At 43.2% G+C, this 20,606-nt stretch carries 19 protein-coding genes; 9 read left to right on the top strand and 10 right to left on the bottom strand.

What is annotated here, in order from left to right; translation table 11 throughout:
- Window positions 1-79: 79 nt before the first annotated feature.
- The gene (locus A3712_RS18350) at window positions 80-967 is read left to right on the top strand and encodes an AraC family transcriptional regulator (RefSeq protein ID WP_063524593.1); all 888 of its coding nucleotides are present in this window, start codon (window positions 80-82) and stop codon (window positions 965-967) included.
- A gap of 42 nt (window positions 968-1,009) precedes the next feature.
- Here A3712_RS18350 and A3712_RS18345 read toward each other — a convergent pair whose 3' ends face one another.
- The 4 genes from A3712_RS18345 to A3712_RS18330 all read right to left on the bottom strand — a co-directional run bounded on the left by A3712_RS18345 (window position 1,010) and on the right by A3712_RS18330 (window position 5,270).
- Window positions 1,010-2,275: a hypothetical protein gene (locus tag A3712_RS18345; protein WP_231891838.1), complete on the bottom strand. Its 1,266-nt coding sequence runs from the start codon at window positions 2,273-2,275 to the stop codon at window positions 1,010-1,012.
- A 277-nt stretch (window positions 2,276-2,552) separates the two neighbouring features.
- Window positions 2,553-3,746 carry a hypothetical protein gene (locus A3712_RS18340; protein ID WP_063524592.1) on the bottom strand — a complete coding sequence of 398 codons (1,194 nt, stop codon included), beginning with the start codon at window positions 3,744-3,746 and terminating at the stop codon, window positions 2,553-2,555.
- Between the two features lie 215 nt (window positions 3,747-3,961).
- Window positions 3,962-5,038: an AI-2E family transporter gene (locus tag A3712_RS18335; RefSeq protein WP_004738641.1), complete on the bottom strand. Its 1,077-nt coding sequence runs from the start codon at window positions 5,036-5,038 to the stop codon at window positions 3,962-3,964.
- Window positions 5,031-5,270 (bottom strand): sulfurtransferase TusA family protein, encoded by a 240-nt coding sequence (locus tag A3712_RS18330; RefSeq protein WP_004738640.1) that lies wholly within the window; start codon window positions 5,268-5,270, stop codon window positions 5,031-5,033. Before A3712_RS18330 ends, A3712_RS18335 begins: the two co-directional genes overlap by 8 nt.
- A gap of 178 nt (window positions 5,271-5,448) precedes the next feature.
- On the opposite strand from A3712_RS18330, the gene A3712_RS18325 reads away from it, so the two are divergent.
- The 4 genes from A3712_RS18325 (at window position 5,449) to A3712_RS18310 (ending at window position 8,400) form a co-directional block, all read left to right on the top strand.
- A complete protein-coding gene (locus A3712_RS18325; protein ID WP_063524591.1) occupies window positions 5,449-6,903 on the top strand; it encodes a beta-barrel assembly-enhancing protease in 1,455 nt (484 codons plus the stop codon).
- A 112-nt stretch (window positions 6,904-7,015) separates the two neighbouring features.
- Entirely contained in the window at window positions 7,016-7,366 is a 351-nt protein-coding gene (gene arsC / locus A3712_RS18320) for an arsenate reductase (glutaredoxin) (RefSeq protein WP_063524590.1), read from the top strand.
- Window positions 7,367-7,372: 6 nt separating this feature from the next.
- Window positions 7,373-7,966 (top strand): NAD(P)H:quinone oxidoreductase, encoded by a 594-nt coding sequence (gene wrbA / locus A3712_RS18315; protein ID WP_063524589.1) that lies wholly within the window; start codon window positions 7,373-7,375, stop codon window positions 7,964-7,966.
- Window positions 7,963-8,400 (top strand): DUF2069 domain-containing protein, encoded by a 438-nt coding sequence (locus A3712_RS18310; RefSeq protein WP_063524588.1) that lies wholly within the window; start codon window positions 7,963-7,965, stop codon window positions 8,398-8,400. Before wrbA ends, A3712_RS18310 begins: the two co-directional genes overlap by 4 nt.
- A 139-nt stretch (window positions 8,401-8,539) precedes the next feature.
- On the opposite strand, the gene A3712_RS18305 is transcribed toward A3712_RS18310, so the two are convergent.
- A complete protein-coding gene (locus tag A3712_RS18305) occupies window positions 8,540-9,802 on the bottom strand; it encodes a DUF2066 domain-containing protein (RefSeq protein ID WP_063524587.1) in 1,263 nt (420 codons plus the stop codon).
- A gap of 276 nt (window positions 9,803-10,078) precedes the next feature.
- On the opposite strand from A3712_RS18305, the gene A3712_RS18300 reads away from it, so the two are divergent.
- Window positions 10,079-11,317, top strand: coding sequence for a uracil-xanthine permease family protein (locus tag A3712_RS18300; RefSeq protein ID WP_063524586.1), 1,239 nt, complete (start codon window positions 10,079-10,081; stop codon window positions 11,315-11,317).
- A 141-nt stretch (window positions 11,318-11,458) separates the two neighbouring features.
- On the opposite strand, the gene upp is transcribed toward A3712_RS18300, so the two are convergent.
- The gene (gene upp / locus A3712_RS18295) at window positions 11,459-12,085 is read right to left on the bottom strand and encodes a uracil phosphoribosyltransferase (RefSeq protein ID WP_004738627.1); all 627 of its coding nucleotides are present in this window, start codon (window positions 12,083-12,085) and stop codon (window positions 11,459-11,461) included.
- A 169-nt stretch (window positions 12,086-12,254) separates the two neighbouring features.
- On the opposite strand from upp, the gene purM reads away from it, so the two are divergent.
- Entirely contained in the window at window positions 12,255-13,295 is a 1,041-nt protein-coding gene (gene purM, locus A3712_RS18290; RefSeq protein WP_063524585.1) for a phosphoribosylformylglycinamidine cyclo-ligase, read from the top strand.
- A 128-nt stretch (window positions 13,296-13,423) separates the two neighbouring features.
- A complete protein-coding gene (gene purN / locus A3712_RS18285) occupies window positions 13,424-14,098 on the top strand; it encodes a phosphoribosylglycinamide formyltransferase (RefSeq protein WP_063524599.1) in 675 nt (224 codons plus the stop codon).
- A gap of 75 nt (window positions 14,099-14,173) precedes the next feature.
- Here purN and A3712_RS18280 read toward each other — a convergent pair whose 3' ends face one another.
- Window positions 14,174-15,019 (bottom strand): class II glutamine amidotransferase, encoded by an 846-nt coding sequence (locus A3712_RS18280; protein WP_063524584.1) that lies wholly within the window; start codon window positions 15,017-15,019, stop codon window positions 14,174-14,176.
- Window positions 15,020-15,086: 67 nt separating this feature from the next.
- Window positions 15,087-15,662 carry a D-sedoheptulose 7-phosphate isomerase gene (lpcA, locus tag A3712_RS18275; RefSeq protein WP_004738621.1) on the bottom strand — a complete coding sequence of 192 codons (576 nt, stop codon included), beginning with the start codon at window positions 15,660-15,662 and terminating at the stop codon, window positions 15,087-15,089.
- A gap of 327 nt (window positions 15,663-15,989) precedes the next feature.
- On the opposite strand from lpcA, the gene fadE reads away from it, so the two are divergent.
- Window positions 15,990-18,455, top strand: coding sequence for an acyl-CoA dehydrogenase FadE (fadE, locus tag A3712_RS18270; RefSeq protein ID WP_063524583.1), 2,466 nt, complete (start codon window positions 15,990-15,992; stop codon window positions 18,453-18,455).
- Between the two features lie 126 nt (window positions 18,456-18,581).
- Here fadE and A3712_RS18265 read toward each other — a convergent pair whose 3' ends face one another.
- On the bottom strand, window positions 18,582-19,829 hold the full coding sequence (locus tag A3712_RS18265; RefSeq protein ID WP_063524582.1) for a TIGR03503 family protein: 1,248 nt from the start codon (window positions 19,827-19,829) through the stop codon (window positions 18,582-18,584).
- Between the two features lie 9 nt (window positions 19,830-19,838).
- Window positions 19,839-20,606, bottom strand: coding sequence for a DNA polymerase III subunit epsilon (gene dnaQ / locus A3712_RS18260; protein WP_063524581.1), 768 nt, complete (start codon window positions 20,604-20,606; stop codon window positions 19,839-19,841).

The following is a 20,606-nucleotide window of genomic DNA, read 5'->3' as shown; positions in this document are numbered from 1 at the left end:
AATAACACTGTGTTAACGCAATGATAATAACAGTATGATAAGATACACATTGTAAGTTAATCAATTACTCAATATTAGAATGAAAGTTAATACCACCGAAAGAAAGCTTAGCCTTGTGTGTCATGCAATTGATAGTAACCCGAATAAAAAACATTCATTACAAGAACTGAGTGATATCGCAGGAATCTCCAAGTATCATTTTCAAAGACTATTTAAGTCTGTCGTTGGTGTTAGCCCACATCGCTACATCTTACTTTCTCGTTTACGTCAAGCTTCTTTTGAATTAGCTTATTTTAAAGATCTCAAAATAATCGATATCGCAATTTCAGCAGGCTTCGAGAGCCCTGAAGCATTTACTCGCGCATTTGTTCGATTGTTTGAACAAACACCTACAGATTTTAGAAAGAGACCTAAATGGGCAAACTGGGGACACAAATTTAATATTCGTGTTCCTGTAAGAGAAAAAAAGTATGACGTTAATATAGAAAAGAAGTCGAGTAGAAAGTGTGTGATGATAACGCACAGAGGGGAGTATCTGGAAGGCATGACAGCCTTCGATACATTATTATCGTGGCTAGTAAAAAATGATTACTATACAGAGTCAAGTATAAACACGATACCATTTATCACGATACCCTATTCGAACCCTTTAATAACTGCTAGTTCTGACTATCGATGTGATATCGCCATTCCAATTGATTGCCATGTACCCACCAATGAACTTGGAATATTTTCTGGAGTCATCCCTGGTGGAGATTTTGCTGTTCTTAATTATATCGGGCAAAGGGAGGTTCATGGCTTTGTTCATGCAATCTCTAAAGTTATTACCGACTTTCTACCCAAAACAGAATGGGAGCCATTACCAGCTCCCGCTCTTTTTGAACACGTTAATTCTCCACTTTTTGTCCCAGAAACAGAATTAATTACAAAAATCTATATACCTTTATCTATGAATAATAATAACTAATTTAAATTAATTATTGATTGAGTTATACACAAAAGGTAAAGGCTATTCTTTTAAGAATAAACCATTATCTTTTAGCCAAGAAGTATCAGACGTCAAACCTGTTAACATCCACGTCGAAGAATTATAGCAAAATAAAACAGCGACATGATCCAGTTCATTTAATGCCTGACCATATAAATAGATCGGTTGAAGGGGAGAGTGAGAAACGTAAGAGCATTCAGAGCCGAATGAAAGCTCTTGATAACTCTGTACCCAGCTTGTAATAACGGCTTTACTTTTCATGTCATCCTCAACCATATTTATATTTAGACAGGATTCATTGTTTACTGGTTCTTGCTTAAACTTATTGATTGAATGACGAACGTCTTGTGGTTTTACTTCACCCTCTTTTGCAATGATAATTGGCTTAATATAATTCCCTACATCGACATCACTCAGATAGTTGATATGAGGCCTTGCATTAACCGGATATATTGACATATCCGATTTTACAGAATTGAAAAATAGAGAACTTATAACATCATGAGTGGATACCCACTCACCTTTAGATAGTAAATTTGTACCATTTTTTATTTTATCTACTAACTCTAAATCGACTTTCTTAATAAATCCATATCTTTCCTTCGCTTTCATTCCATTGGTTGGTATGTCATTTTTTTCACGACCAATTCGAGTGAAATCTAATTTACGTTCAAAATTAAAAGGAATGATAACCTCATCGAAGCTTAACGAATTTAAAAGATTATAATAACTCGTCCCATCAGAAATGATATGATTCATAGAAAATATTATTGCAAATTCTTTTTTATCTTTATCTTCTATTAGACAGAACTTTATCAATTGAGCATCGGTGTCTATGCAGTCTTCTGTAGGAAGAATATAAAGCTTGTCCATTAACTCTCTATCTTCTCCAAGAGAAATCATTTCAACTAGTTTATCGACACTCTTATCATCCTGTAATAAGTCATTGATATCATATAATTCAAACCATGGTGAAATGTCATTAATGACATCTTCATATTCGCAAAAAAATTCGTTATTTCCTTGAGTTTTTAGTGTTGAGGTAATCCAAGGGTTAACTTTGAGAATACTTTCAAACCGACGTGTTAGCTCATTAACAGGAGCTCTTCCTCTGAACCTTGAAATGGTTGAAATGATCCCATCATAACGAGCACTGTTACTTTCTGATTCTAAAAGTGGAATGGTTTTCATATGCTTTTTCTCTTTGGTTTCGATTGTCGATATATTAATAAAAGCTAAAAAAAATACCTGACCGATGTTGCTGTTTTCTTCTATCGAAGAAAACAATTCAACTCAATAAGCTATCGCCAACAAGGCATTGCTCTAACAATAACGGGGTAACCTGAAACAATGTAAGACAACAAAAAAGGCGACTATCATCGATGGTCGCCTTTTTTGTAACACATTGAATTAAGGGTGGTGCACAGGGGCATCATCTATTGCATGGCTTGGAAGGATATTCCCAAACTCCTGATTACTATTGCTTTGTACTTACAATTGAGCTAGGAATATTCTCCATGTTCACCCTTAGAAAATATTCACATACCTTTAACTAAAAACAAGACTAGCCTTCTAAAAATAAAACATTGTTCTCTAACCAAGAAACATCAGAAGTTACCCCTGCCAGTATCCACACTGCAGAATTTAGACAGAATAAAATGGCACCGTGTTCAAATGCATTCAATGACTCACCATGTAAATAACTAGGTTTGAGAGGGTAATGAGCGACGTATAAACATTCAGAGCCTAATGAAATTTGCTTATAACTCTGCACCCAACTTGTAAGCGCGGCTCTACTCTCACTTTGAATCGTTTGGCTATTATCACTTATGTAGCCATCTTCATTTTTGTTTATACAAGATTCATTATTTTCTGGATCATTCTTAAGCTTATTTATTGCATGACGAATATCCTGTGCTTTCATCTCATGCTTATTTTTAAAAATAACTGGCTTAATATAGTTTCCCACATCAATATCGCTCAGATAATCGATATAAGGCCTCGCATTAACCGGATATATTGACACATCTGATTTTACAGAATTGAAAAATAGAGAACTTACAACATCATGAGTTGATACCCATTCATCTTCTAATATTTCATTTGTATCTTTTTTGATTTTTTCTATTAGCTCTAGATTCACTTTTTTAACAAATTTATGTTTTTTATTTTCCTTCATTGTTTTCAATGAAAAGTGATTTTTATCAAAACCCAATCGAGTGAACTCTAGTTTACGTTTAAAATTAAAAGGAATGATATCCTCATCGAAACTTAATGAGTTTAAAAGATTATAATAACTCGTCCCATCAGAAATGATATGATTCATAGAAAATATTATTGAAAATTCTTTTTTATCTTTATCTTCTATTAGACAGAACTTTATCAATTGAGCATCGGTATCTATGCAGTCTTCTGTAGGAAGAATATAAAGCTTATCCATTAACTCTCTATCTTCTCCAAGAGAAATCATTTCAACTAGTTTATCGACACTCTTATCATCCTGTAATAAGTCATTGATATCATATAATTCAAACCATGGTGAAATGTCATTAATGACATCTTCATATTCGCAAAAAAATTCGTTATTTCCTTGAGTTTTTAGTGTTGAGGTAATCCAAGGGTTAACTTCGAGAATACTTTCAAACCGACGTGTTAGCTCATTAACAGGAGCTCTTCCTCTGAACCTTGAAATGGTTGAAATGATCCCATCATAACGAGCACTGTTACTTTCTGATTCTAAAAGTGGAATGGTTTTCATATGCTTTTTCTCTTTGGTTTCGATTGTCGATATATTAATAAAAGCGAAAAAAAATACCTGACCGATGTTGCTGTTTTCTTCTATCGAAGAAACCAATTCAACCCAATGAGATATCGTCGACAAGGCATTGCTTTAACAATAAAGGGGTGACCTGTATGTAAGACAATAAAAAGGCGACCATCATCGATAGTCGCCTTTTTACAATTCATTTTTCGTTACTGATGATGCACAGGGTCATCATCTAATGCATGGCTAGGTAAGGCATTCCAAACCGCCTTCACTAAGGTCGCCAGTGGAATTGCAAAGAACACGCCCCAGAAGCCCCAAAGTCCACCAAACACTAATACCGCCACAATAATCGCAACAGGGTGTAGATTCACAGCTTCAGAGAACAGAACCGGCACTAACACGTTACCATCTAGGGCTTGAATGATGCCGTAAGCCAATAACAGCCAGTAGAATTGAGGCTCAAGCCCCCACTGGAACAAGCCAACAATGGCAACTGGTACGGTTACCGCCGCTGCACCTATGTATGGGATCAATACCGAGAAACCGACAGCAACCGCGAGCAACACAGAGTAACGAAGATCTAAAATCGCAAAAGTAACATAACTGACGCTACCCACGATTAAAATCTCTAGCACCTTACCTCGGATGTAATTCGAGATTTGTTCGTTCATCTCTTCCCATACTTTGGTCGCTAAGCGACGGTTTCGAGGAAGCACACCACTTGCCATTCTGATCATCTCTTCTTTGTCTTTCAGTAAGAAGAAAATAAGCAGTGGAACTAAGATAAGATAAACACCAAGCGTCGCTAAGCTAACCAGAGACGCCAATGAGCCTTTCACCACACTTTCCCCCATACCTAACGCCTTGTTCTTCGCGTTAGACATCACAGATTCAACAATCTGTAAGTTAGCCAGCTCAGGGTAACGCTCTGGAATCGTTGCAATGAACTTCTGCAAGCTACCATACATACTAGGAATATCATTGATCAGGTTGCCCACTTGCTCCCAAATGGTTGGCACTAACCCGAATATCGCTAAAAGCATTAAGCTAAAGAACATCAAGATCACCAACATCACCGATGGCGTCCTTGGAATACCGAGTCGTTGAAGTTGAGTCACTGGCCACTCGAGCAAATAAGCCAAGACAATCGCCACCAACAATGGTGCGATCAGGTGACCAAAGAAGTAGATAGTAATAAAGCCGAATAGAATGATGGCAACCAAACTGACAGCGTGTGGATCAGAGAAACGTCGTTTATACCAACGACTGACCATTTCAAGCATCTGACTGCGATTCCTTTTTAGTGACGAGGAGATGGTGGTAATTAGAACAAACCTCTGTCATGACAACATAAGCTTGCTTAGACAAAAACGTAACAATATCTTTCATCGAGCTGTTATCTGATACATAAATTGACAAAGATTGCCCTACTTCTAACTTTACACTGTGACGCTTGGCTAATAATAACGCCATTGGGCAGCGCTCTTGGCGTAAATCTAGAATATTAGGTGTCATTCTTGGGCTCGATGCTTATTATAAGGGACATATTGTAATCTGTTTTTGAAAACGTGCCATCATTGATTCATCTTCCTTCAGGATAGCGCACGCACTTAACAAAGGTTAAACCAGATAAAGAACCAATTTGCATTGCCCTTGTCTTACTGTCAGAAGAAACGGAGTATTACTGACTAATATGTTTAAACGCGCTCGTTCAATTGCTTGCTTATGCATTGCAGCCACATTAAGCACCCCAACGTTGGCTAACACCAACAGCTTGGATTTACCGGACATCGGCACCGCGGCTGGCGGCACACTCACTATAGATCAAGAACTCATCTATGGTGATGCGTACATGCGCATCATCAGAAGCAGCCAGCCTGTCATCAATGATCCAGTTCTAAACCTTTATATCGACACACTAGGTCATCGCCTTGTCGCGAATGCCAATGACGTAAAAACACCTTTTCAGTTCTTTATGATCCGTGACCGCAACATCAACGCTTTCGCTTTCTTTGGCGGTTATGTTGCGCTGCACTCAGGTCTTTTCTTGCATGCAAAGTCGGAAAGTGAACTTGCATCTGTGTTAGCGCACGAAATCGCACACGTTACGCAGCGTCACTTAGCGCGTAGTATGGAAGATCAAGCGCGTCGCTCTCCTGCGACTATTGCAGCGCTTGCCGGCTCCATATTACTGGCGATTGCCGCACCTGAAGCCGGTATTGCGGCCTTAACCGCAACCACCGCGGGTAACATGCAGAGTCAAATCAACTACACTCGTAGTAATGAGAAAGAAGCCGATCGCTTCGGTATCAACACACTCGCCAAGGCTGGATTTGACGTCAACGCAATGCCACGCTTCTTCAGCCGTTTAGCTGATGAATACCGTTATGCCAGTACACCACCACCGATGTTGTTGACTCACCCATTACCAGAAGACCGTATTACCGACTCTCGTGCTCGCGCTCGCAGTTATCCACCGCTAAAGCTTGCTCCATCCTTAGATTACCACTTAGCAAGAGCACGAATCGTTGCTCGATATGCCGGTATCAATAGTGAAGCTTCACTGGACTGGTTCTCTCGCCAATTGAAAAAGGCACCAAAAGAGGTCATCCCTTCGTTAGAGTACGGACAAGCGTTGGTTTACCTCGACTCTAAAAAATTTGATAAAGCTGAGACTATACTGACCAAGCTGATTACCAGTGATCCGACTAACCTATTCTATTTGGATGCGATTTCCGACCTTCACATTGAACAGGAAAAGCCTGAGCTTGCCATTAAGGAGTTAAAGCCTGCTTTGGTCCGTCAGCCAAACAACCCAGTTCTTACTATCAACTATGCAAACGCCTTGATTGAAAAAGAAGACTTTGCAGAGTCTGTCCGCGTATTACAACGTTATACACATGACAATCCGAATGACGCCAATGGCTGGTATCTGCTCTCAAAAGCGAACACGAGCCTTGGAAACAGTGATGAAGATCTTGCTGCTCGCGCTGAAATTTTGGCATTGCAAGCCAACTGGAACAAAGCAATTCAGTACTACACGCAAGCAAGTCAAATCGCAGAACTCGGTAGTTTGAAGCAAGCTCGCTACGATGCTCGAATTGATCAACTGATGATTCAGCGCGAGCGCTTTTTAGCACTGCAATAATCATTGTATTGCGCGAAAATAGCCAAAAGAACAAGACTCAACGTATACAGTGAGGAGGCCAATAGCTGGCCTCCCCTGAAAATTAAATAAAAGATAATAATGAGGAAGAACCATGTCTGTCGTGATTTATCATAACCCACGCTGCTCAAAGAGCCGTCAAACGCTTGAACTGCTTGAAAAAAACGGCGTACAACCCCAAGTAATCAAGTACTTAGACACACCTTTAACTGTTGAACAGCTAAAAGTATTGTTCACTCAGCTTGGTTTTAGCAGCGTTCGCGAGATGATGCGCACAAAAGAGACAGACTACAAAGAAGCGAACCTTGGTGATGCTTCTGTATCCGATGAAGACCTATTTTCTGCCATGGCTGCGAATCCAAAACTGTTTGAACGCCCAGTAGTTGTAGCAAATAACAAAGCCAAGATTGGTCGTCCACCTGAGCAAGTACTAGAGATTCTGTAAGCGGCTATGAGCATCAACATTCTTGTTCTCTACTATAGTCGTCACGGCAACACACAAGCTCTCGCAAGGCAGATAGCACGAGGGGTGGAATCCATACCTGAGTGTGAAGCTATGCTAAGAACCGTTAATGACGTGTACACACTGGAAGAGCAGCCAGATTCTCGCTATCAACCCACGGACCCAATCGCCACGCTGCAAGAGCTCCGTTCTTGTGATGGCTTGGCGCTTGGCAGTCCGGTTTGGTTCGGCAACATGGCAGGGCCGATGAAGCACTTTTGGGATAGCACTACATCATTGTGGATCAATGGCGATCTTATCGATAAGCCAGCTTGTGTATTTACTTCTTCTTCATCACTGCATGGCGGGCAAGAGACAACACAGCAAAGCATGATGCTGCCACTGCTTCACCATGGAATGTTAGTGGTAGGCATCCCTTACTCAGAGCCTGCATTGCATACCACTCAAACTGGTGGTACGCCTTATGGTGCAAGCAGTACAGGCGAAAGTGCTTCACTAAGCAAAGAAGAAATTGAGCTGGCGCAGAACCTAGGCAAACGCCTAGCGCGCATTGCGATAAATCAGAAGGGAATCTCTCAATGATGTACATGTCAGAGAAGGCGATGTCTCCTAAGACAAAGCTATTCCGGTACCTAGCATTAGCAGGTAACCTATTACTGTTAGGTTGGGTTGTTGCTTGGCAAATGACGCTTTCACCACATCCTCACCTAGATAATGTCACGCTTGCTATCGTATGGGCAGTGCCGTTACTGTTGCCATTACCTGGCATTTTAATCGGCAAACCTTATACGCACGCTTGGGCAAACTTCATCTTAATGCTCTATTTCCTACACGCATTGACCCTTTTATACATAGATGGTGGTGAGCGCTTATTAGCCTCTGTTGAGCTGGTGCTAACCACGATCGGCTTTGCCGGAAACATCTTATTTACCCGTTTCCGAGCCAAAGAGTTAGGTATCAAGCTTAAGCGCCTTTCTGAAGTAGAAAAGAAAGAGAAAGCGAAGTTCGAGCAATAAGATTAGTTTCGACATCCCCGCTCAGCTAGCACAATTAATAACGAACAAACAAAAAGCCCTGCGAGATTTCTCTAGCAGGGCTTTCTCTTTTATTTTCGTCTACCTACTCTTCGTATAGACGATGAATGTCAGCAATTGCCTAACTGCGGTTCCACTCGTATACCAAGCTTGGTTTTGCATGCTGTGGAGCTGCGGCTTCTTGTACTTCGCTACTCGTTAACTCTAGATTAGCGTCTGAACCAGCTAGCGAATCATCACCAACAACTTCATTACCTTTGATCACTTGAACATCAGTATCTGCATCAGTTGCTGTTAATTCAGTATTAACAGCAATTGTTGAATCATCGCCTACAGACATGGTGTTGTCTTGTGTTTCAAATTCAGGGCTGACTTCTGGTTCAATATAAGAGTCTTCAACCTTCGTAACTTGGCGAATACTTGCCACTTCTTGCTCAAACTCTTGTTGAGTCGACAGCAAATGAATACGGAACGTCACTTCGTTGTTTTGAATCTTAAGAATATCTAGGCTAGCAACCGAGTTTAGACGCTTAAGTGCATTCTCTAGCTGGAAGAAGTCTTGAGCATTATTCAGGCTAATAAACTGAGTTAGAATCGACTCTGATGACTCACTCGCCACCGTCACCGCGCTTTTACCCGCGTAGTAGTTACTGATTTGGTCAACGAGCTTCTTAGAAGCCGTTGCACTGTTACCCGACACTGAACCTGTGATTGGTGCCGTTGGCGTGCTGGTTAACTGACTTGGTTTTTGGTCGAACAGCGTCCAACGCAATCCTGAAGATTGAGCTTTGATCACTAACACTGCATCAACTGGGTAGCGTTGACTTGCTCGACTGATCGGTGAAACAAAGCTGCCCCACAAATCTGAGGTCGCGATACCAGTAATATCATCGAAGTCACCGACAGGAAGAGTCAAAGGCAAACCACGATCTTTTGCACTAGCTTGCAACTGAGCAGCAAGTGGTGAGTTCGAGTGCTCCCACACAATGTTCTTATCGAAGCTGTCTTCTTCCACCAGCCAAACCAAGATGTTTGAGCGAGTTTCAGGCCAATACGGCAGTTGTGCTTGAGTCAGTAGAGAACGAATTTGGGCGCCATTAAAGCGCATACGCAATGTTGATTGGTCATTGCGCTCACCAAAACTCATTTGAGACATGTACTGCGCACTCTTACGCATCGCCTTTTGGATGGTCTCATTTGCAGCAACGTCAGTTTGGCCAGTCGCACGTATCAATACCTGCTCCATACCGGTATTTCTTGCCACTTGTTCTGGTTGTTTATCTTCGGCGTTAATCGCAACTTCAGCACTAAAGATATCTACTTTCGTTAAGGCGTAACTCGGAAAGGCTAATAGCCCCATCAACAACAATGCTATATAGCGCATATTGATCCTAATATTCAAAGCTTGTGCCTTGATGATAAGCAACTATGGATTGAGGGGCAAGGTCGTTAGCGCCCACTGTGTTTAATAACCACAAAATATCACCTGAACATGATAAAGCGCTAACTTATAAACCGAATTTTCGGACCTTGTTCGATATAAAATATCAGTATGATAAATAAATTTGATCTATTTTGTGTAGCAATCGATTGCCAAGTGATAGAATCGCGCGAATTTTATTTTTTACTTTTCATATAACGACCAATCTAAGGACATATCATGAAAAATGCATTGCAAGGTGCACAAATGCTGTTTGTAGCTTTTGGTGCGCTTGTACTCGTGCCGCTACTGACAGGACTTGATCCTAACGTTGCACTCTTTGGCGCGGGTATCGGCACCCTTTTATTCCAACTTATTACACGCCGTTCAGTGCCAATCTTCTTAGCGTCTTCTTTTGCATTCATCGCGCCTATCATGTTTGGTATCCAAACTTGGGGTATTGGCGCAACCATGGGTGGCCTTATGGCAGCAGGTGTTGTGTATGTATTAATGGGTGCTCTTATCAAATTGAGAGGCGTTGGCTTCATCCATAAGCTACTTCCTCCTGTGGTTGTTGGTCCTGTGATTATGGTGATTGGTTTAGGCCTAGCACCAGTTGCGGTAAACATGGCGCTAGGTAAGACAGGCGATGGCGCTGTTCAACTTGTTGATGCAGACGCAGCACTTTGGATCTCATCAGCTTCCCTACTAGTTACCGTCATCATCAGCGTATTCTCGAAGGGTTTCCTAAAGCTACTGCCTATCTTTGGTGGGATAATCGCAGGTTACATTACAAGCCTATTCTATGGGGCAGTAGACTTCGCCCCCGTTGCACAAGCATCTTGGTTAGCGCTACCAAACTTTACGGTGCCTGAGTTCAACATCAACGCTATCTTCTTCATGGTATTTGTCGCGATTGCGCCAGCCGTAGAGCACGTGGGTGACATGCTTGCGATTTCTAACGTGACGGGTAAAGACTACCTTAAGAAACCAGGCCTACATCGCACAATCACAGGCGACGGTGTAGCAACCATTGCAGCTTCTATGCTGGGCGCTCCGCCAAACACAACCTACAGTGAAGTAACTGGAGCGGTAATGCTAACGAAAGCATTTAACCCGGTGATCATGACTTGGGCTGCAGTAACAGCCATCGTTCTTGCATTGGTTGGTAAGCTAGGCGCTCTTCTGCAAACCATTCCGGTTCCGGTAATGGGCGGCATCATGATTCTTCTGTTTGGTTCTATTGCAACAGTAGGCTTGAACACACTTATCAAAAACAACGTTGACCTACACAAATCACGTAACCTTGTCATTGTGGGCATTACCCTAGTATTCGGTATTGGCGGCATGGCATTTGGCATCGGCGATTTCAGCCTACAGGGCGTAAGCTTGTGCGGTATCGTCGCGATTCTACTTAACCTAGTTCTTCCTGAAGAGTTAGGTGATAACACAGTCGTAGACAAAGCTCAAATCGACTAATGGTTGAACCCGTTTAGAGTCCAACAAAATTTAAGATCAAAAAAGGGAGAGCATCGAATGCTCTCCCTTTTGTATTAATACAGATCATTAAGTCAATTCAGAAGTTTGAAACCGTAGAACCAACTTAACCTAAAAACCGAATTACTTAGTACCGAAGATCTTATCGCCAGCATCGCCAAGACCTGGAACAATGTAGCCCTTGTCGTTTAGCTTCTCATCGATTGCAGCAGTGTAAAGCTCAACATCTGGGTGCGCTTTTTCTAGAGCCGCGATACCTTCTGGAGCCGCTACAAGCACAAGAATCTTAAAGTGCTTACAACCTTTTTCTTTCATGAGGTCGATAGTCGCGATCATAGAACCTCCTGTTGCAAGCATTGGGTCTACCACTAGAGCAATACGCTCATCGATGTTAGATGCAAGCTTGTTGAAGTATGGTACTGGCTCAAGCGTTTCTTCGTCACGGTAGATACCAACAACACTGATACGTGCACTTGGGATGTGCTCAAGAACGCCGTCCATCATGCCTAGACCAGCACGTAGGATTGGCACTACTGTTACTTTCTTACCTTTAATTTGGTCAACTTCAACTGGGCCGTCCCAACCATTAATAGTTACACGCTCAGTTTCAAAGTCTGATGTCGCTTCGTATGTTAGAAGGCTACCCACTTCTGTCGCTAGCTCACGAAAACGCTTAGTGCTAATCTCACCTTCACGCATCAGGCCAATTTTATGTTTTACTAGCGGGTGTTTCACTTCAACAACTTTCATTTCCAACTCCGGCAATATTTAAACAAACTTGTAGATTATACACGAACTCTGTGGTTATTTCAGAATCTTTATTCTAATAAAAAAAACCGCGCAAACGTTTGCTCTTCATATTCAAGCCCTGTTAGAATAGCGCCGTTTTCACATCCAACTTAAGTTCGAGGACTATCCCGTGAGTGGTAATACTTCTTCTCTAAGCTACAAAGACGCTGGTGTTGATATCGACGCAGGTAATGCACTAGTAGACCGTATTAAAGGTGCAGTAAAACGCACTCGTCGCCCTGAAGTAATGGGCGGTATTGGTGGCTTTGGCGCCCTATGTGAACTTCCAACGAAATACAAAGAGCCAGTACTTGTTTCAGGTACTGATGGTGTTGGTACTAAACTTCGCCTTGCTTTGGATCTGAAAAAACACGACACCATTGGTATCGACCTAGTGGCAATGTGTGTGAACGACCTAATCGTTCAAGGTGGTGAACCTCTATTCTTCCTAGACTACTACGCAACAGGTAAGCTAGATATAGATACAGCTGCAGATGTTGTTTCTGGCATCGCTGAAGGTTGTGTTCAAGCTGGTTGTGCACTAATCGGTGGTGAAACCGCTGAAATGCCAGGCATGTACGAAGGCGACGACTACGATGTTGCTGGCTTCTGTGTTGGTGTCGTAGAAAAAGCGGACATCATCGACGGTACTAAAGTAGCTTCTGGCGACGCACTTATCGCTGTTGGCTCAAGTGGCCCACACTCAAATGGTTACTCTCTAATTCGTAAAGTACTGGAAGTATCTGGTGCAGATAAGAACGAAGAGCTAGAAGGTCGCACTATCGGTGAGCACCTACTAGAGCCAACTAAGATTTACATCAAATCAGCACTTAAGATGATCGCAGAGCATGACATCCATGCTATCTCGCACATTACTGGTGGTGGTTTCTGGGAAAACATCCCACGCGTACTTCCTGAAGGTACTAAAGCAGTGATTGATGGTAAGAGCTGGGAATGGCCTGCTATCTTCAACTGGCTACAAGAGAAAGGCAACGTGGAAACATTTGAAATGTACCGCACTTTCAACTGTGGCGTAGGCCTTGTTGTTGCTCTACCTAAAGACCAAGCAGACGCTGCTGTTGAACTACTGAAAGCTGAAGGCGAAAACGCTTGGGTTATCGGTGAGATCGCGAACGCGGAAGCTGGCGAAGAGCAAGTTGAAATCAACTAAATGAGCACTTCACCTAATTAATCAATGAGGACCGAATGGTCCTCATTTTGCTATTTGGCCCACAGAAAACCCTAGTTTATGTAGGTAGATTGTAAACAGTTCAATTAATCAATCATATGACCCACTTTATGAAAAACAATCACTCTCAGAAAACCACTCAGTCTCAGAAAAATATCGTTGTGTTAGTTTCAGGAAGCGGCAGTAACTTGCAGGCGATCTTAGATTCCTGTGATAGCAATATGATTGATGCTTCAGTCAAAGCTGTCTTCTCAAACAAGGCAGAAGCATTCGGCTTAGAACGAGCAAAAAATGCTGGCGTCGCTGCACGCTCAGTGAACCCAAAAGATTTCGGCTCGCGTGAAGAGTTTGATCATGAGTTGATGATTCAGATCGACACCTATCAACCAGACTTAATCGTACTGGCAGGCTATATGCGTATCTTGAGTTCAGAATTTGTTCGTCACTACGCAGGAAAAATGGTCAATATCCACCCTTCTCTATTACCTAAATACCCTGGTTTACATACCCACCAACGTGCGATTGATGCAAAAGACAAAGAACACGGAACAAGTGTGCACTTTGTAACAGAAGAGCTTGACGGTGGTCCTGTTATCTTACAAGCCAAGGTTCCTGTGTTTGAGGACGATGATGCCAAGCTGCTAGCGGGGCGAGTACTCACTCAAGAGCACGCAATCTATCCGATGGTTTGTAAGTGGTTCGCAGAAGACCGTTTATCTATGGTTGATGGACAAGCGGTGTTAGACGGAAAAGTGCTAGGCAAACACGGTTACGCAGAAGAGTAGTATCGAGAATACAAAAAGGCCGTTAACTGACAAGTGCAGTTAACGGCCTTTTTATCGAATCAAGTAATGAGACGTTTAGCTCAATGGTTCAGTAGGCGCTTGGCTTGCAACCTTTTTAGGGGCATAAGCGACATCTTCCAGCTCTTTGTGGTTATTACCAATCAATTCACCAGAATGGAACAAGGCGTATTCACCCGGCTTCATTCTAAACCACTCTTCATTACCAGTAAGGGGTTGAGTAGCCACTACCGTCACCACATCATTCGGTGTGGTTTCTTCTTGGAAGTTAATCTCGACGTCTTCATCGATCAAGCTCGCGTTACCAAAAGGCGCACGTCTCGTAATCCAGTACAAGTGATTGGTACAGTATGTCATTACGTACTCACCATCGCTCAACAACATGTTGAAAACGCCTTTCTCTCGCAGCTTATCGCAACACTCAGCAACAAAGCGGAACATGCCTTCCATGTCTTGTGGTGGTTCAGGAAAACGCTCTTCTAGTTGCTTAAGTAACCAACAGAATGAACGCTCGCTGTCGGTTTCACCAACCGGTCTAAAACGCCCACTCACTAAGTCATCGTAATCTGATAGTTGGCCATTGTGAGCAAATGTCCAGTATCGTCCCCAAAGCTCACGAGTGAAAGGGTGTGTATTCTCTAGATTAACACCACCACGGTTGGCTTGACGGATGTGACTAACAACAGCTTGGCTTTTAATTGGGTAGTTTTGAACCAATTCAGCGATCTTAGATTCACAGCTAGGGTTAGGATCTTTGAAGGTACGAAAGCCCTTGCCCTCATAAAAGGTAATCCCCCAACCATCACGATGTGGGCCAGTATTGCCACCGCGCTGCATAAGACCAGTGAAGCTAAAACAAATATCCGTTGGCACATTCGCGCTCATACCGAGCAATTCACACATGGTTAAATCTACTCCCTATTAAAACCAATAAAGCCACAAACCTAGGCTCCAAATGTCTGTAAAACTGTTATTCCATCTCTTTTTCGACAAGCTGAATCACAATATGGATGATCTTAATGTGAATCTCTTGAATGCGGTCTGCGTAACCAAAATGTGGTACTCGAATTTCGATATCCGCACAACCCGCCATTTTACCGCCGTCTTTACCAGTCAGAGCAATCGTCTTCATACCTTTCGCTTGAGCTGCTTCAATGGCTTTTAGGATATTGCCTGAGTTACCTGAAGTTGATAAACCAAACAACACATCGCCTTTACGGCCAACCGCTTCTACATAACGAGAAAATACGTGGTCGTAACCGAAGTCATTACTCACACAAGATAAGTGGCTAGGGTCTGAAATCGCAATACCAGCGTAGCCTGGGCGGTTTTCACGGTATCGGCCAGTCAGCTCTTCTGCAAAGTGCATTGCATCACAGTGTGAGCCACCATTACCACAAGAAAGCACTTTACCTTCCTGTTTGAATGAGTCAGCAATCATTTTTGCCGCTGCTTCAATTTGAGCAATATTATGATCATCACTCAAAAACTTGTTAAGAACGTCAGCAGCTTCGTTCAATTCACTTTTGATTAGGTCTTGGTACATAAGGCTTATCTCTTATTTTTATGACACAGCTTAGCGTGCGCGATATGAGAGCTGAGGTTTTTTCCCTCTTTTACCTGAGTTTACCCACAAACATGAAATAGTGTCGACAGTTAAGCCCAAAGATTGCCATCTTAATTAGTCAGTCATCGCTAATTCGTCCAAATAATCGCCACCAACCTCTCACAATTAGAATTTTAACTCTACTAAGATCACTTTTTATTCAATTTGGAGTTTTACAAATATTTAATATTTCGTTTACACTTAACTGGTTAGACCTCTTACCTAAAACTTAATAACAATAAGTGATCTCTGAAAAGGAAATCGATCATGAATATATTGCTCTCCCTACTCGGCATGACAGCTATCTTAGGTGTCTGTCTCTACCACAGAGTTAGCTTGGTACGCGCATTAATCGCACTAACTGTCGCAATGGTAGCTTTAACACTATTCGGCAACGTAGCGGTTACTGGCTGGCTTTGTTACCTATTAACGGTTGCTATTTTTGCTGTCCCAGCCATTCGACAAACTCTCATCAGCCAAAAAGCACTTTCTGTATTTAAGAAAGTACTACCGGCGATGTCTCAGACAGAAAAAGAAGCACTGGAAGCCGGTACTGTTTGGTGGGAAGCAGAGCTATTCAAAGGCAAACCTGAATGGAAAAAACTACAGAACATCGCAGACCCAAAACTATCTGAAGCGGAACAAGCGTTCCTCGATGGTCCAGTAAACACAGTGTGTGAAATGGTCAATGATTACCAAGTCACTCATGAGCTTGCTGATTTACCACCAGAAGTATGGCAATACCTGAAAGACCACAAGTTCTTCGCGATGATCATCAAGAAAAAATACGGTGGCTTAGAATTCTCAGCTTATGCTCAGTCTTTGGTTCTACAAAAACTAACGGGCGTATCTAGCGTACTGTCATCAACCGTTGGTGTACCGAACTCGTTAGGACCAGGTGAGCTGCTGCAACATTACGGTACTGAAGAGCAGAGAAACCACTATCTTCCGCGCTTGGCTGAAGGTAAAGAGATCCCGTGTTTTGCTCTAACTAGCCCAGAAGCAGGTTCTGATGCGGGTTCAATCCCAGATTACGGTGTGGTTTGTAAAGGTGAATGGCAAGGCGAAGAAGTTCTTGGTATGCGCCTGACTTGGAACAAACGCTACATCACTCTGGCACCGGTTGCGACCGTATTGGGTTTGGCCTTTAAACTGCGCGACCCAGAAGGCTTGCTGGGCGACCAGCAAGATCTTGGTATCACCTGTGCTCTTATCCCGACTGATTTGAAAGGCGTGGAGATTGGCAACCGCCACTTCCCACTGAACGTTCCTTTCCAAAACGGCCCAACGCGAGGTGACGATATTTTCGTCCCTATCGATTTCATCATTGGCGGGCAGAAAATGGCAGGCCAAGGTTGGAGGATGCTGGTTGAATGTCTGTCAGTGGGTCGTGGTATCACACTGCCATCAAACTCAACCGGTGGCATCAAAACAGCAGCGCTTGCAACTGGTGCTTACGCTCGTATCCGCCGTCAATTTAAGCAACCAATTGGTCGCATGGAAGGAGTTGAAGAGCCACTGGCACGTCTAGGTGGTAATGCTTATGTCATGGATGCAGCGAGCAACCTGACCGTTGCAGGTATCGACCTTGGTGAAAAACCTTCAGTTATCTCTGCAATCGTGAAGTATCATTGTACGCACCGTGGTCAACGCAGCATCATCGATGCGATGGATATCGTAGGCGGTAAGGGTATTTGCTTAGGCCCATCGAACTTCCTAGCTCGTGGCTACCAAGGTTCGCCAATTGCGATTACCGTTGAAGGTGCAAACATCCTGACTCGTTCAATGATCATCTACGGTCAAGGTGCAATTCGTTGCCACCCTTACGTTCTCAATGAAATGGAAGCAGCATACTCAGAAAGCAGCGATGCGCTTGATAAGTTTGATTCAGCGTTAGCAGGACACGTTAGCTTTACACTAAGTAACCTAGTTCGTAGTTTGTGGTTTGGTTTAACTGATGGCCGTGGTTCGGATACGCCAACGCCAGCCAATAACACAGATAAACAGACAAAACGCTACTATCAACAGCTGAACCGTTACAGTGCTAACCTAGCGCTACTGTCTGACATTTCAATGGCTGTATTAGGCGGCTCACTAAAACGTAGAGAGCGCCTATCTGCTCGTCTAGGTGATATCCTGAGCCAACTATACCTAGGTTCTGCGACACTAAAACGCTTTGAGAGCGAAGGCAGCAATGCAGAAGACCTACCGCTAGTACACTGGGGTATGCAAGACAGCTTGCGTCAAACTGAAGTGGCAATTGATGAGTTCTTAGCAAACTTCCCTAACCCAGTGGTTGGACGCCTTCTGCGTGTTGTATTAATGCCATTTGGCCGTATCCGTCGCGCACCAAACGACAAACTGGATAGCCAAGTCGCACACATCCTACAAACACCGAGTGCAACACGCTCACGTATCGGCCGCGGTCAATACTTAGCGGATACTCAATACAATGCGGTAGGTAAAATTGAGAAAGCATTGGAGGTCATTCTTCAAGCTGAGCCTCTGTTCGATAAAGTCTGTAAAGAGACGTATCAGAAACGCGCCTTCATACGACTGGATTTGGTCGCTCAATTAGGTCTTGAGAAAGGTATTCTGACAGAGAAAGAAGCGGCACTGTTAGAGAGTGCAGAGCAACATCGACTGTACACCATCAATGTTGATGACTTCTCACCAGAGGAGCTGGCAGCAAAGCCACAGTATCCAGACCAATCGATTGATAACGTAGCTTAGATTCTGTTTTAGAAACAAAAACGGGACTCATTGGAGTCCCGTTTTTTTGTTCAAAATATAGGTGCTGTATTTGACCTAAGTTAGGGGTTAAGTAGCTCTCTTAAAACAACTCAATCATGTTGGGAATTACTTGGGTGCCTTAAGTTGCATCTCTGGTTGAGCTCTTTTCTTAGCAGTCACCTTGCGAACCACAAACCAAATCAACAAGCCCAGAAGAATCGCAACCACATTACCTACGCCAATAATGATCATACTGCGCTTTCTATCTTCTTCTCGCTTCTTCAGTATCATCATTTCAGCGGCAATTCGCTTCTGCTCAGATAGTGCATCTTCTTGCATACGGCGAGATTCCGCTAAATCAATATCTTGAACCACGCTGTAAGAGTGCTCAGTAATCGGAAACGTCAGTGCACGCTGGCTAGAAGCATCAGTGGCATATACCATTCCCGACCAGTTATAAATCCCAATTTCACCATTGTAAGGGATCTCCAAAGGCACCTTCATCGCATCGACATCCGCTTGGCCTTGCTTATACATCACATACTCATCTGGTGCTTTGTGTTCAACGTGCACCGCTAACGAACTCGGTGCTATCATGCCTTGCTCACCAGAAACCACAATTGTATGAGGTAAGCCTTCTTTGCGAGATTGAATAAAGGTAGTAGTGATTGGTGTTGGGTAAACCAAGACTTCTTGCTCTTGCGCTCGCAAAAACACACCGTTACCGGAAGTGATGCGCGCACGGTATTTGCCCGGCTCGATATCGATAGGCAAAGCGACAGTGAAGACGCCGTCCCCTGCTTTCTCATCAAGATCAACGCCATCGTCAGCGAACTCGCCCATCACAACTGGAACTGGGCGCGCTTCTCTCACTAAAGATTCTTCGTTTTCGACAAACTTGGTAAACGTTACCTTTAGCTTTACACGATCAAGGAAATCACGTAGCACCAAAGGCTTACCGTCAGAGGTGAGACGGGCGGTAAACTTGATGCGCTCGGTTTGGTACAACTTATCTGGAAACTCATTAGCATCCAAAACAAGGTGAGACAGTAGCTTGATATTGTTCTTAGGAGATACCTTACCTACCGCTTGCCATGGGCCTGGCATCGGCTTATCAATAGAGACAATATCCATTGAGGATTCTTCATACCAACGGACATTATCAGCGTTACGCCAAGAGTAGTATTTCTTGCCGTCAGGACGAACTAAGACGACAGGTTTAGAGTTATCGGCTCGATAAATTATAAAGGTAATTTGTTCTATGCTGGGATCAACTCGGAATCGGTTGTCCAATAAACTCATTACGGATTCTGTTGCCGCGTGCAAGCTAAAGCTTAACAGCAGCAAACAACCGGTAGCCAATACCCTTAACATACTTTCTCCCTACTGACGCCAGAGGCAGCTTCCACTTTTCTCGACGAGATCTAAACGACTTTGATGCGCTTCTACTTCATCGGCCGTTGCTCGTAAAACCTTTAGGGATTTTCGACCACTTTCTACTCTTCGGATACTTTCTACGCCACCTTCTTGCTGACCAGCGTTAAATTGCAGTGACGTTTGTCCCCCCGTCATCAATAAATAGACGTCAGCTAGGATCTCCGCATCGAGCAAAGCGCCGTGGAGAGTACGGTGCGAGTTATCGATGCCATAACGTTCACATAAGATATCTAGGTTGTTTCTTTTACCCGGGAATATCTTTTTCGCCATGTCCAGGGTATCGGTAACTTTACAGTAATCGTTTGTCTTACCGATCGTAGGATCCAGTTTCTCAAACTCATAGTCCATGAAGCCTGTATCGAAGGGCGCGTTGTGAGCCACCAGCTCAGCGCCTTTGATGAAGTCGAGAAACTCTTTATGGATGTCTTGGTATTCAGGCTTATCAACCAAGAATTCATCAGTGATACCATGAACGCCAATCGCCTCTTCTTGAATAGCGCGATCTGGCTTGATGTAAACGTGAAAGTGGCGCCCAGTTAACTTACGGTTGATGATCTCTACGGCACCGATCTCTACGATGCGGTGACCCATGTAATGAGGACCACCTTCGGTATTCATACCGGTTGTTTCGGTATCGAGTACGACGATACGCTTGTTTTCATTCGAACTGTTTTTTTCGTTCGCGGTTTGTTCTGGAGTGCTACTGGTATTCAT

It is taken from the genome of Vibrio sp. HI00D65, from assembly GCF_001635455.1.
Taxonomy (GTDB): Bacteria; Pseudomonadota; Gammaproteobacteria; order Enterobacterales; family Vibrionaceae; genus Vibrio.
This window is presented reverse-complemented; position numbering and strand designations above follow the sequence as displayed.

Excerpts from the sequence above, each read along its gene's own strand:
- dnaQ (WP_063524581.1), bottom strand. The coding sequence starts at position 20,606 with ATGAATACCAGTAGCACTCCAGAACAAACCGCGAACGAAAAAAACAGT.
- upp (WP_004738627.1), bottom strand. The coding sequence starts at position 12,085 with ATGAAAGTTGTTGAAGTGAAACACCCGCTAGTAAAACATAAAATTGGC.
- A3712_RS18310 (WP_063524588.1), top strand. The coding sequence starts at position 7,963 with ATGATGTACATGTCAGAGAAGGCGATGTCTCCTAAGACAAAGCTATTC.
- A3712_RS18335 (WP_004738641.1), bottom strand. The coding sequence starts at position 5,038 with ATGCTTGAAATGGTCAGTCGTTGGTATAAACGACGTTTCTCTGATCCA.
- fadE (WP_063524583.1), top strand. The coding sequence starts at position 15,990 with ATGAATATATTGCTCTCCCTACTCGGCATGACAGCTATCTTAGGTGTC.
- A3712_RS18280 (WP_063524584.1), bottom strand. The coding sequence starts at position 15,019 with ATGTGTGAATTGCTCGGTATGAGCGCGAATGTGCCAACGGATATTTGT.
- purN (WP_063524599.1), top strand. The coding sequence starts at position 13,424 with ATGAAAAACAATCACTCTCAGAAAACCACTCAGTCTCAGAAAAATATC.
- A3712_RS18265 (WP_063524582.1), bottom strand. The coding sequence starts at position 19,829 with ATGTTAAGGGTATTGGCTACCGGTTGTTTGCTGCTGTTAAGCTTTAGC.
- wrbA (WP_063524589.1), top strand. The coding sequence starts at position 7,373 with ATGAGCATCAACATTCTTGTTCTCTACTATAGTCGTCACGGCAACACA.
- A3712_RS18330 (WP_004738640.1), bottom strand. The coding sequence starts at position 5,270 with ATGACACCTAATATTCTAGATTTACGCCAAGAGCGCTGCCCAATGGCG.
- A3712_RS18340 (WP_063524592.1), bottom strand. The coding sequence starts at position 3,746 with ATGAAAACCATTCCACTTTTAGAATCAGAAAGTAACAGTGCTCGTTAT.
- A3712_RS18300 (WP_063524586.1), top strand. The coding sequence starts at position 10,079 with ATGAAAAATGCATTGCAAGGTGCACAAATGCTGTTTGTAGCTTTTGGT.
- A3712_RS18350 (WP_063524593.1), top strand. The coding sequence starts at position 80 with ATGAAAGTTAATACCACCGAAAGAAAGCTTAGCCTTGTGTGTCATGCA.
- lpcA (WP_004738621.1), bottom strand. The coding sequence starts at position 15,662 with ATGTACCAAGACCTAATCAAAAGTGAATTGAACGAAGCTGCTGACGTT.
- arsC (WP_063524590.1), top strand. The coding sequence starts at position 7,016 with ATGTCTGTCGTGATTTATCATAACCCACGCTGCTCAAAGAGCCGTCAA.
- A3712_RS18305 (WP_063524587.1), bottom strand. The coding sequence starts at position 9,802 with ATGCGCTATATAGCATTGTTGTTGATGGGGCTATTAGCCTTTCCGAGT.
- A3712_RS18325 (WP_063524591.1), top strand. The coding sequence starts at position 5,449 with ATGTTTAAACGCGCTCGTTCAATTGCTTGCTTATGCATTGCAGCCACA.